At 49.6% G+C, this 10,497-nt stretch carries 12 protein-coding genes and 2 tRNA genes; 10 read left to right on the top strand and 4 right to left on the bottom strand.

Going from position 1 to position 10,497, the window contains the following annotated elements; genetic code table 11:
• From G465_RS15600 to G465_RS0111620, 4 genes are all read left to right on the top strand, one after another.
• The coding region (locus G465_RS15600) for an RNA-guided endonuclease TnpB family protein (protein ID WP_155846551.1) at window positions 1-311 on the top strand (311 nt) is incomplete at its 5' end.
• Between the two features lie 143 nt (window positions 312-454).
• Window positions 455-730 (top strand): cache domain-containing protein, encoded by a 276-nt coding sequence (locus tag G465_RS0111630; protein ID WP_022654630.1) that lies wholly within the window; start codon window positions 455-457, stop codon window positions 728-730.
• Between the two features lie 40 nt (window positions 731-770).
• Window positions 771-2,105, top strand: a complete 1,335-nt coding sequence (locus tag G465_RS0111625; protein WP_245556792.1) for a methyl-accepting chemotaxis protein — start codon at window positions 771-773, stop codon at window positions 2,103-2,105.
• Window positions 2,106-2,173: 68 nt separating this feature from the next.
• The gene (locus G465_RS0111620) at window positions 2,174-2,611 is read left to right on the top strand and encodes a DUF2721 domain-containing protein (RefSeq protein ID WP_022654628.1); all 438 of its coding nucleotides are present in this window, start codon (window positions 2,174-2,176) and stop codon (window positions 2,609-2,611) included.
• On the opposite strand, the gene G465_RS0111615 is transcribed toward G465_RS0111620, so the two are convergent.
• The 3 genes from G465_RS0111615 to G465_RS0111605 form a co-directional block, all read right to left on the bottom strand.
• Entirely contained in the window at window positions 2,608-3,402 is a 795-nt protein-coding gene (locus G465_RS0111615; RefSeq protein ID WP_022654627.1) for an ABC transporter ATP-binding protein, read from the bottom strand. The genes G465_RS0111620 and G465_RS0111615 overlap by 4 nt on opposite strands.
• 2 nt (window positions 3,403-3,404) lie before the next feature.
• Window positions 3,405-4,301, bottom strand: coding sequence for an ABC transporter permease (locus tag G465_RS0111610; RefSeq protein WP_022654626.1), 897 nt, complete (start codon window positions 4,299-4,301; stop codon window positions 3,405-3,407).
• Window positions 4,302-4,390: 89 nt separating this feature from the next.
• Window positions 4,391-5,368 (bottom strand): ABC transporter substrate-binding protein, encoded by a 978-nt coding sequence (locus G465_RS0111605; protein ID WP_022654625.1) that lies wholly within the window; start codon window positions 5,366-5,368, stop codon window positions 4,391-4,393.
• A 280-nt stretch (window positions 5,369-5,648) separates the two neighbouring features.
• Here G465_RS0111605 and G465_RS0111600 point away from each other — a divergent pair, with 280 nt between their 5' ends.
• From G465_RS0111600 to rpsI, 3 genes are all read left to right on the top strand, one after another.
• Window positions 5,649-6,860, top strand: coding sequence for an MFS transporter (locus G465_RS0111600; RefSeq protein ID WP_040399711.1), 1,212 nt, complete (start codon window positions 5,649-5,651; stop codon window positions 6,858-6,860).
• A gap of 479 nt (window positions 6,861-7,339) precedes the next feature.
• On the top strand, window positions 7,340-7,768 hold the full coding sequence (gene rplM, locus G465_RS0111595) for a 50S ribosomal protein L13 (RefSeq protein WP_022654623.1): 429 nt from the start codon (window positions 7,340-7,342) through the stop codon (window positions 7,766-7,768).
• An 18-nt stretch (window positions 7,769-7,786) separates the two neighbouring features.
• Window positions 7,787-8,179 carry a 30S ribosomal protein S9 gene (rpsI, locus tag G465_RS0111590; RefSeq protein WP_022654622.1) on the top strand — a complete coding sequence of 131 codons (393 nt, stop codon included), beginning with the start codon at window positions 7,787-7,789 and terminating at the stop codon, window positions 8,177-8,179.
• Between the two features lie 74 nt (window positions 8,180-8,253).
• Here rpsI and G465_RS14620 read toward each other — a convergent pair whose 3' ends face one another.
• A complete protein-coding gene (locus G465_RS14620) occupies window positions 8,254-8,799 on the bottom strand; it encodes a gamma carbonic anhydrase family protein (protein ID WP_211213774.1) in 546 nt (181 codons plus the stop codon).
• A 189-nt stretch (window positions 8,800-8,988) separates the two neighbouring features.
• Here G465_RS14620 and G465_RS0111580 point away from each other — a divergent pair, with 189 nt between their 5' ends.
• The 3 genes from G465_RS0111580 to G465_RS0111570 all read left to right on the top strand — a co-directional run bounded on the left by G465_RS0111580 (window position 8,989) and on the right by G465_RS0111570 (window position 10,479).
• Entirely contained in the window at window positions 8,989-10,218 is a 1,230-nt protein-coding gene (locus G465_RS0111580) for an aspartate kinase (RefSeq protein ID WP_022654621.1), read from the top strand.
• Window positions 10,219-10,287: 69 nt separating this feature from the next.
• Window positions 10,288-10,381 (top strand) — tRNA-Ser (locus G465_RS0111575).
• 21 nt (window positions 10,382-10,402) lie between these two features.
• Window positions 10,403-10,479, top strand: a tRNA-Arg gene (locus G465_RS0111570).
• The last annotated feature ends 18 nt before the right edge of the window (window positions 10,480-10,497 follow it).

The raw sequence follows: 10,497 nt of genomic DNA, 5'->3' as shown, positions 1-10,497 counted from the left end.
TGCGTGGCCGCCTGCACCGCTGGGCGTGGCGGCAGTTGCAAACCTTCGTCGAATACAAGGCCAAGGCAGCAGGCATCGCGGTCGAATACGTCAACCCGGCCTACACCAGCCAGACCTGCTCGTGTTGTGGAGGATTGGGGAAGCGCTCGAAACACCGTTTCGAGTGCCCTCACTGTGGTCTGCGGGCGCACAGCGACTTGAATGCAAGTCGGAATCTTGCCCGCATTGGCGAGACCGCCGTCTCGCCAAGGGCGGCTGTAAATACGCCTGATGTTGGAAATGGGATCAACCATGCTCTCGTTTCACAATAAAGCCTTCGACTTCAGTCGCGGGTTATTTACTTTGCCTTTTGTTATAGCGTAATAAAGCTGCTAATCTGTTTGCCTCAATATAAAAATAGATGGTTGAGTTTTTACCATAGTAAGCTCAACACATCAGCTCTAGGAGGCACACCATGTTGTCGCAACTTTCCGTGAAAGCAAAGTTGTTGTTATTGCTTTTGCTTGCGCTGGTTGGCATGTTGATCATCTCTGGTTTGGGGATGATGACCGAGCGCGAGACCTTGTTGAACGAACGGCAAAACAAGGTTCGCAATATCGTTGAAACCAGTATTGGCATATTAAGTTACTACGAGGCTGAGGTGAAAGCCGGTCGGATGTCGCTGCCAGCGGCACAAAATGCCGCTAAAAATGCCATTTCCGCAATGCGTTATGACGGAAATGCGTTATGACGGAAAAGAGTATCTTTTTATTTTTGATATGCAGTTAAAGATGCTGATGCATCCAATAAAACCAGAGATGAATGGTCAAGATTTATCTGGTTTAAAAGATCCTGCCACCGGTCGTTTATTTATGGTTGAAATGCGCGATTTGATTCAGGCCAATAAACCCGGTTTTGTGCACTATTTATGGCCACAACCTGGCAGTGAAGAACCGGTGCCAAAAGTGGCCTATGGACAAGGTTTTGCTCCTTGGGGTTGGGGTGTTTCAACCGGTATTTATCTTGATGATGTCGAGCGTGCTTTCTGGTCGTCTCTCTGGGTACATTTGCTGCAGATTCTGGCCGTGGGTGCGGTGATTATGCTGTGTGCAATTTGGATTAGCCGTGGTGTGGCATTGCCGCTGTCTAATTTGGCAAAACAGCTTGATGCCGCTCGTGTTAATAAAGACCTGACTGGTCGTTTGCCTGTTGAAGGAAAAGATGAAATTGCTCGTGTAAGTCAGGCCTTTAATTCGCTATTAGCCGATACCCAAAATATTATGCTGAGCATTCGCCGCTATAGCCAAAACTTAGCAGAGCAGTCGGGTAAATTAGCTCGCGGGGCAGAATCTCTCTCCAGTGCAACCATGCAGCAATCGGGGGCGATTGCTTCTTCTTCGGCGTCGTTGGAACAAATTACCGCCAGCATCGAAGAAACTGCCTCGTTAGCTGAACACTTACGCGATACGGCCGCAGTGAGCCATCAACATACTTTAGATGGGATGCAAACTTCGCAGGTGTTGCAACAACGCTTATTAGAAGCGCGCAAGATGCTGAACGAGGAAATTGCCGGCACCGCAACACAGGTGATTGATAGCATGGGGGCGATCTCGGATATGACGTGGCAGGTGCGTGATATTGCTGACCAAACCAATTTATTGGCGTTGAATGCAGCGATCGAGGCAGCGCGAGCAGGCGAAGCCGGACGGGGTTTTGCGGTGGTGGCGGATGAAGTACGCAAGCTGGCTGAAAAGTCGGCACATTCTGCCAGCGAGATTGATCAAATTACCCATCGCCTACAAGGGCTGTCCCAGTCCATGCACCAACAGATTGCCCATGGTTGTGAAGGCCTTGCTGAAAGCGAAGGGGCAGCAGGTAATGTCAGCTCGATTTTGGATGAGGCCTGCCGGACTGCGGAAGAAACTCACCGCAGTGCGACCGATATTAACGGTGCTTTGTCAGAGCAAAGCCAAGCAGTGAACCGCATTGCGCTTGATGTTGAACAAGTGGCCAGCGCCAGCGATACCAACCAAACGGTAGCCAACAGTGCTTTGCAATCGGTACGGGAACTGGATCAGATGGCGGTTGCGCTACGACAGGAAGTGGAAAACTTCCGTCTCGATTAAGGCGCTAGGCAACGGCTAAGGGCTGTGGCAGGCTGTGGGTTTTTCGATGTTGCGAGCGGTATTCCGTGATGAATCTCACCACCCCTGCCCTGCTGTTTCCCGCCATTTCGCTGATTTTATTGGCGTATACCAACCGTTTTCTCGGTCTTTCCAGTGTCATTCGCCATTTGTATGGCGAATATCAGCAACACCCTGATGAAACTTTACTGCGACAAATCAGTAACCTACGGCGCCGTGTCTTATTGGTGCGAAACATGCAAATTGTTGGTACTGCTAGCATGTGTCTTTGTGTGGTAAGCATGATGTTGGTGTACTACCGCCACGATAGCTATGCGGTATACGCTTTTGGTTTGAGTCTACTTTTGATGCTGCTATCGTTGTTAATTTCGGTGTACGAGATGTTTTTATCAGGCGATGCGCTGAATATTTTGTTGTCGGGGATGGAGCAAGAGTTGGAAAAACTCGACGACGGGCCGCGTTTGGCCCGTCGCATAAAACGTGATTAGCCGAGTAATAAGGCATCATCACTGACGGCTTCACCACGCGTGCGCTCGAACATGGCAAGCAAATCGGGCACATCCATATTGGCGCGCTCACTGCCAGCCACATCCAAGACCACACGACCTTGATGCAACATAATCGTGCGCTCGCCGTGGTCTAAGGCTTGGCGCATCGAGTGGGTCACCATCAAGGCGGTGAGTTTTTGTTCGGCGACGATTTGGTCGGTGAGTTCCAACACAAAGCCGGCGGTTTTGGGATCGAGTGCCGCTGTGTGTTCATCCAACAATAAAATGCGCGACGGCTTTAACGATGCCATCAGCAAACTCACCGCTTGTCGTTGGCCACCAGATAACAAACCCATGCGGTCACTGAGACGGTTTTCTAAACCCAGCTTAAGGCGCGCCAGCTTTTCACGGAACATATCGCGCAATTCAGGACGAACCGCACGACCGAAGCCGCGTTTTTCGCCTCGCTGCCATGCCAGCGCGAGGTTTTCTTCTATCGTCAGGCCTTCACAAGTGCCTGCCATCGGGTCTTGGAACACCCGTGCCACCAAACCAGCGCGTTGCCATGCGTTCAGTCGAGTGACGTCTTGTGAATCGATACGAATTGAACCACTATCGACTAACAAATCACCACTGATTGCATTCAAAAAAGTGGATTTACCCGCGCCATTACTGCCAATCACTGTGACAAATTGACCGGTTTCAATATGCAAATCTAAACCCCGCAAAGCACGGTTTTCAATCGGTGTGCCGGGGTTGAAGGTCTTGGTCAAACCTTGTGCGTGCATCATGATTATTTCGCTCCGCTGGCACGTCTTAGTTTAGCTTTTAACATCGGTAACACCAATGCAAAGCCGACCAAGACGGCGGTAATCAAATTCAAGTCTTGGGCTTGTAGGCCAATAAAATCGGCAGTTAACGCTAAGGCGATAAACAGACGATACAGAATGGCACCTAAGACCGTGGCGAGCGTAATGATCCATAAATTTCGGCTTGGAATTAAAGTTTCACCAATAATCACGGCCGCCAAACCAATCACAATTGTACCCACGCCCATCGAGATATCCGCCCCGCCTTGGGTTTGCACATAAAGCGCACCACCGAGAGCAATGAGGGCATTAGACAGTGCCATCCCTGCCAAGGTGTAACGGTTAGTGGAAATCCCTTGTGCGCGTGCCATCCGTGGGTTGGCGCCGGTGGCACGCAGCGCTAAACCGGATTGCGATGCAAAGAATGCATCTAGCCCAAGTTTCACCGCAATCACCACTGCCACTAATACCATCGGTTGAATCCAATAGGCGCTATCACCGCCTTCGCCAATAAATGGCGTGAATACGGTCGCCTCACCTAACAGGGGCACGTTCGGCGCACCCATAATTCGCAAATTGATGGAATAAAGGGCAATCATCACCAAAATACTGGCCAGCAGCTGCAAGATATTTAGACGCACATTAAGCCACGCTGTGACCCAGCCAGACATCGCACCGGCAACTGCCGCAATCGCGCAAGACAGCCAAGGATCATGACCGCCGCTGATAAGGGTTGCCGCCACCGCGCCTCCGAGGGGGAAGCTGCCATCAGCGGTCAGATCAGGAAAATTCAGGATACGAAAGGAAATCAACACACCCAAGGCGACAAGCGCAAAGATGAGCCCGATTTCCAAAGCGCCCATGAGGGAAATGAATGACATGAACACCTCTTAAAAAAACAAATACCGCGCCGGATTGGGCGCGGTGAAGTCGAACAGGGCAGCGGCTTACACTGCCCACGAGAAAGAAGTTATTTAATCACTTCTTTGGCTTCCTTCAGCAACGCGTCTGGCAGAGGGTTGCCCTGCTTTTTCGCTGCTTCTGGATTAACCGTTAACGAGACTTTATCACCGAGTTGTGGCGCAATACTACCCGGGGCTTCGCCTTTCAGAATACGGGCCACAATACGACCGGTTTGGCGACCCATATCGTAGTAGTTCATCCCCAAGGCTGCGCTGGCGCCACGTTTAACCGAATCGGTATCCGCTGCAACCAATGGAATTTTGGCATCGGAAGCGACACGCACTAACGATTCGTAGGTGGAAACGACGTTGTTATCTGTCGAGGTGTAGATCACATCGACCTTACCAATCAGGCTTTTTGCTGCTGGTGCCACATCGACAGTACGTGGGGCAGCGGCCTCGACCAGTTGCAAGCCACGTTTTTGTAATTCGGTCTTCAGTTCTTTTGCCACACTGACCGAATTCACTTCACCGGGGCTATACACCATCCCGACATTTTTGGCGTTGGGTTTTACCTTCAAGATCAAATCAACTTGCGAAGCCAGCGTCAATTTGTCGGACACCCCAGTGATATTAGTGCCAGAGGGTTTCCAATCTTTTGCCAATTTAGCCGCAACAGGATCTGTGACTGCGGTAAACACGACAGGAATGGTTTTGGTTGAGGCTGCCGCTGCTTGGGCGCTCGGGGTGGCAATCGCAACAATCACATCAGACTTATCACCCACAAATTTCTTGGCAATTTGACCAGCGGTGGCAGGGTTGCCCTGTGCGCTTTGGTATTGATACTTCATGGTTTTGCCCGCTTCAAAACCCAGCGCTTTCAGTTCGTCTTCAATCCCTTTACGGGCGGAGTCGAGGGCCGGATGATCGACAATCGCGGTGACTGACACCAGTTTCATGTCTTGGGCTTGGGCAAAAGATGTCATAGCAGCCAACACACCCGCTGCTAAGGTATTCAAAACGAGGCGACGAGACACAGTGTTCATAAGTAAGCGTCTTCAGTAAGGTTGAGGGGTAAAAGCGCATTGTTGGCGCCAACGGCGTAATCTTATTGCAGCATTGCAAAAAAAAATCTTTTTTTGTTGGTTTTTTCTGCTTTTAATTTTGTTTTTATTGGTTTTTTGTTGTGATTGTAATGGGTTTTTTCAAAATTTTATTGTTGATAATTGCCATGATTTACAGATAAATTGCTAAATTTCATCTCTGCAATACTTTGGTCATAATTGCGGTTTTTCTGCATCAATATGCGTTGAAAGGTTCATGTCTATGCCAGCGATTTCTCCATGGCGTTTATTTCTTCCCTTTGCCTTTGGCTATTTTCTGTCTTACCTCTACCGCACCGTCAATGGTGTGGCTGGGCCTTTGCTTTCCCATGAATTGGGTTTAGCCGATGCCGATTTAGGTCTGTTAACCAGTACCTACTTTTTAGCCTTCGGTGCTGCACAACTGCCGTTGGGCTTGGCATTGGATCGCTTTGGTCCCCGTCGGGTCGAGGCAGGGTTATTGCTGATTGCTGCATTGGGCGCAGTCATTTTTGCTGCAGCAAGCAGTTTAACTGAACTCGCCATTGGACGGGCGTTGATTGGTTTGGGGGTGTCGGCGTGTTTGATGGCATCGTTTAAGTGTTTTGTGTTGTGGTTTCCGCCACAACAACAAGCCTCGCTCACCGGTTGGATTATGGCTGCTGGTGGTCTAGGTGCGTTGGCGGCGGCACAGCCGCTGGAGTGGTTGTTAACCGCATGGACATGGCGCGAAGTGTTTTACGCGCTAGCGGTGATTACCGTGTGTTCCAGCCTTGCACTATTGCTATTTGTGCCAGAAAAGCCCACTGGCGTGCAGGGCGGTGGCTTGCTTGAACAATGGCGAGGCTTACAAGCGATTTTAGCCAGTGCCCATTTTTGGCGTTTTGCACCGATGGCTTTTGCTATCACCGGTGGTTTTATGGCAGTGCAAGGTGTTTGGGCCACACGCTGGATGATGGTGCAAGAGGGAATGGCTGCTGCCGAAGCCGCACAACGCTTGACCATGATTGGTTTGGCGATGTTGGCTGGTTTTCTGTTTATGGGATTTTTTGCTAGCCGTCTGGCGCAACGCGGTATCCGTTTGATGGACTTATACCGGTGGGCGATGGTGTGTGCCGTGGTGGCAATGTTGGCAATCACTTGGGTCAGTGGGCCATTGGCTGATTTGGGGTGGGTGGTGTTAGGCGCCTGTTTCAGTCTATCCAATATCCAATATTCACTGGTGGCTGCCGGTTTTCCTGTGACGGTGTCTGGACGTGCCAACACCGCGATCAATGTGTTTGCCTTCTTAGGGGCATTTTGCTTGCAGTGGGGACTCGGGGCTTTGATTGATACGTGGCAGAGTTTTGGTGATGGTGAGGCGGTGGCCTATCGTTGGACGTTTCTTTCTTTATCGGTTTTACAAGTTTTTGCTTTGTGGTGGTTTTGGTTTTCTCCTGCCAAAAAACTGGCATAAACCTTTACCCTTATTCCCCACAAAATAAATTTTTATAGTGCAGTGCACAAAAAGTGCTTGCAAAAACGGCGCAGAGTTTCCATAATCAAACCGCATCAGGACGTTTCACGCAAGGTGTGCGTTGTGGTGTTGTCTCCTCCATCCTCCTTTAAAAAGGTGGAATTCAGCGCAGTCATGCTTTGACTGCGCTTTTTTTTGCTATTTTTTTGTGTAATTTTGGTTAAATGCACTTTGGGTTCAAGTTTTTATTTGACTGGTAACAATTGTGCAAGGAATAGCAATAATTTGTTGCATTGCGAAAAATACAGCGCTTGCATTGTCGCTTTTAGATGGCCCCAGAATTCACAACATTTTTTTTTATCCCTGATCTTGAGAAAAACCCGAAGAAATCAGCAGCTTGCTGCCTGATCGCGGTTTGACACCCTTTAGGGCGCTGTAATAGAATCGACGGCTTTCAAGATTTCGAGTGGAAGAGTTCCATGAAAACCTTTTCTGCCAAGCCGCACGAAGTCAAGCATGAGTGGTTCGTAGTTGATGCAACCGATAAAGTTCTCGGTCGTCTCGCTGCTGAAGTCGCTCGTCGTTTGCGCGGCAAGCATAAGCCGGAGTACACCCCACACGTTGACACTGGTGATTTCATCATCGTTGTAAACGCCGACAAACTGCGCGTCACCGGTAACAAAGCGTTAGATAAGAAATACTATCGCCACACCGGTTACCCTGGCGGTATCCGCGAGCGCAACTTCACCGAACTGCAAAACCAGTTCCCTGAACGCGTGCTGGAAAAAGCCGTTAAAGGCATGCTGCCAAAAGGCCCGCTGGGTTATGCCATGATTAAAAAGCTCAAAGTCTATGCAGGCGGTGAGCATCCACACAGCGCGCAACAGCCCAAAGTGCTGGATTTCTGATTCTCCGAGGCATAAAGAATGAACGGTAAATACTACTACGGTACCGGTCGTCGTAAGAGCGCGGTTGCTCGCGTTTTCATGATGAAAGGCACTGGTAACATCGTCGTCAACGGCAAACCGGTTGATGAATACTTCGCCCGTGAAACCGGCCGCATGGTGATTCGTCAGCCTTTGGCTTTGGTTGATCACCTCGAAACTTTCGACATCATGGTCAATGTGACTGGTGGTGGCGAAACGGGTCAAGCCGGTGCTATCCGTCACGGTATCACCCGTGCACTGATTGACTTCTCGACTGAACTGAAACCAACACTGTCTAACGCAGGCTTGGTCACTCGTGATGCTCGTGAAGTCGAACGTAAAAAAGTCGGTCTGCACAAAGCACGTCGCCGCAAACAGTTCTCCAAGCGTTAATTTGGACAACGGCAAAAAATACCCCGCACAACGCGGGGTATTTTTTTGTCTTCTCAATTTAGACGTCGAGTTGTTTAGAACTCGTTTGCCAGTTTCTTATAGCCTTTCACCAAATCAACATTGGTGCGTGCCACATCTTCAGAAAACTCGGATGCTTCAACACTGACACGAGGAATCGTATCAAGATCGGTTTTTGGCCCAATACGGGTTGTTGATGGCACATAAAACCCTGCTGGTAGGGTACAACCATCCACCACCGCATTATGGCGAACCACACAGCCTTCTTCGACCACACAGTTAAACAACACGCTGTTAAAACCAATAAATACCCGATCGCCGACCTGACATGGGCCATGCACGATAGAACGGTGGGCAATTGAGGTATGTTGCCCGATGGTCACGGCAGCGCCGCTTTTTGAATGAATCACCACGCCATCTTGGATATTTGAGTTAGCGCCAATAATGATCGGTTCCATATCGCCATCAGCGTTAATTTCATCAGCTCGGATAACTGCATACGGGCCAACAAAGACATTTTCACAAATAATGACCTTGCCACAGATAATGGCTGTTGGGTCTGCCACAGATAATGGCTGTTGGGTCAACAAACGCTGTTGCATCAATCTGAGGGAGGTGGCCGCTAGGATTCTTGCGAATCATGAAAGTGTTCCTATAACTGGAAAAAACAAAGGCTGTAGTGTACGCAATTTTTTGTCCACGGTCAAGCCGCTATCATTTCTGCGGCTTAGCAGCTAGAATGCCAGCTCCAAATTTTAACCCTTCTTTACTCAGGAATAGAGACGCGCAATATGGCTCTCATCGTGCAAAAATACGGCGGCACTTCGGTTGGGACTCCGGAGCGGATTAAGAATGTCGCCCGTCGCGTGGCGAAGTGGAAGGCGCAGGGACATCAAGTTGTAGTCGTTGTTTCGGCTATGAGTGGTGAAACCAATCGTCTGATTGCTTTGGCTCGTGAAATTCAAGCTCATCCCGATCCTCGTGAATTGGATGTGATTGCCTCTACTGGTGAGCAAGTTACCATTGGTTTGCTGTCGATGGCACTCAAAGATATTGGTGTGCCTGCCGTCAGTTATACCGGTTGGCAAATGCCCATGATGACCGACAGCAGCTTTACCAAAGCCCGCATTCAATCGATTGACGATGTCAAAATGCGTGCTGATTTGGAAGCTGGTCGTGTGGTGGTGGTGGCGGGCTTCCAAGGGATTGACGACAACGGTTCGATTACCACCTTGGGTCGTGGCGGTTCAGATACCTCGGCGGTGGCAATTGCTGCTGCTTTAAAGGCGGATGAGTGCCAAATCTATACCGATGTCGATGGTGTTTATACCACCGATCCTCGTGTGGTGCCCGAGGCACGTAAACTCGACCGTATTACTTTTGAAGAAATGCTGGAAATGGCCAGCCTCGGTTCAAAAGTATTGCAGATTCGCTCGGTTGAGTTTGCTGGTAAGTACAAAGTCAAATTGCGTGTGTTATCCAGCTTTGAAGAAGAAGGCGATGGCACGCTGATTACGTTTGAGGAAGACGATAAGATGGAACAAGCGGTTGTATCAGGGATTGCTTTTGATCGCAATGAAGCGCGGATTAACGTCAAAGGCGTGCCTGATAAGCCAGGGATTGCCTATCAAATTTTAGGTCCTGTCGCTGATGCCAATATCGAAGTCGACATGATTATCCAAAATGTTGGCGATAACGGTACTACCGACTTCTCGTTCACTGTGCCGCGTGGCGAATATCAGCGTGCACAGGGTATCTTGCAAGAAGTTCAAACTCATATCGGCGCTGGCAAAATTGACGCTGACGATAAAGTGGCAAAAGTCTCTATCGTTGGTGTGGGCATGCGCTCGCATACTGGCGTGGCTTCTACCATGTTCCGTACTTTGGCTGAAGAGGGTATCAACATTCAGATGATCTCGACTTCCGAGATCAAAGTCTCTGTTTTGATTGATGAAAAATACCTCGAATTGGCTGTGCGCGTGTTGCATAAAGCCTTTGGTTTAGACCAAGCACAAAATTAATTCGAAAATTCTGTGCTTGAGTGGTTGACGTGAGGGGCGAATGTGCGTATAGTTCGCCTCTCTCGAAACGGAGAAATGGCCGAGTGGTCGAAGGCACTTCCCTGCTAAGGAAGCATACGGGCTTAAACCTGTATCGAGGGTTCGAATCCCTCTTTCTCCGCCAGAGTACTGTTGTATTGACAGCGCATCCGTAGCTCAGTTGGATAGAGTATCTGGCTACGAACCAGAGGGTCGGGCGTTCGAATCGCTCCGGATGCGCCAGCTGTCCCCATCGTCTAG

Origin of the sequence: Aquaspirillum serpens DSM 68, from assembly GCF_000420525.1 — a bacterium.
GTDB classification, from domain to species: domain Bacteria; phylum Pseudomonadota; class Gammaproteobacteria; order Burkholderiales; family Aquaspirillaceae; genus Aquaspirillum; species Aquaspirillum serpens.
This window is presented reverse-complemented; position numbering and strand designations above follow the sequence as displayed.

Excerpts from the sequence above, each read along its gene's own strand:
- G465_RS0111630 (WP_022654630.1), top strand. The coding sequence starts at position 455 with ATGTTGTCGCAACTTTCCGTGAAAGCAAAGTTGTTGTTATTGCTTTTG.
- G465_RS0111625 (WP_245556792.1), top strand. The coding sequence starts at position 771 with ATGCTGATGCATCCAATAAAACCAGAGATGAATGGTCAAGATTTATCT.
- G465_RS0111620 (WP_022654628.1), top strand. The coding sequence starts at position 2,174 with ATGAATCTCACCACCCCTGCCCTGCTGTTTCCCGCCATTTCGCTGATT.
- G465_RS0111615 (WP_022654627.1), bottom strand. The coding sequence starts at position 3,402 with ATGATGCACGCACAAGGTTTGACCAAGACCTTCAACCCCGGCACACCG.
- G465_RS0111610 (WP_022654626.1), bottom strand. The coding sequence starts at position 4,301 with ATGTCATTCATTTCCCTCATGGGCGCTTTGGAAATCGGGCTCATCTTT.
- G465_RS0111605 (WP_022654625.1), bottom strand. The coding sequence starts at position 5,368 with ATGAACACTGTGTCTCGTCGCCTCGTTTTGAATACCTTAGCAGCGGGT.
- G465_RS0111600 (WP_040399711.1), top strand. The coding sequence starts at position 5,649 with ATGCCAGCGATTTCTCCATGGCGTTTATTTCTTCCCTTTGCCTTTGGC.
- rplM (WP_022654623.1), top strand. The coding sequence starts at position 7,340 with ATGAAAACCTTTTCTGCCAAGCCGCACGAAGTCAAGCATGAGTGGTTC.
- rpsI (WP_022654622.1), top strand. The coding sequence starts at position 7,787 with ATGAACGGTAAATACTACTACGGTACCGGTCGTCGTAAGAGCGCGGTT.
- G465_RS14620 (WP_211213774.1), bottom strand. The coding sequence starts at position 8,799 with ATGCAACAGCGTTTGTTGACCCAACAGCCATTATCTGTGGCAGACCCA.
- G465_RS0111580 (WP_022654621.1), top strand. The coding sequence starts at position 8,989 with ATGGCTCTCATCGTGCAAAAATACGGCGGCACTTCGGTTGGGACTCCG.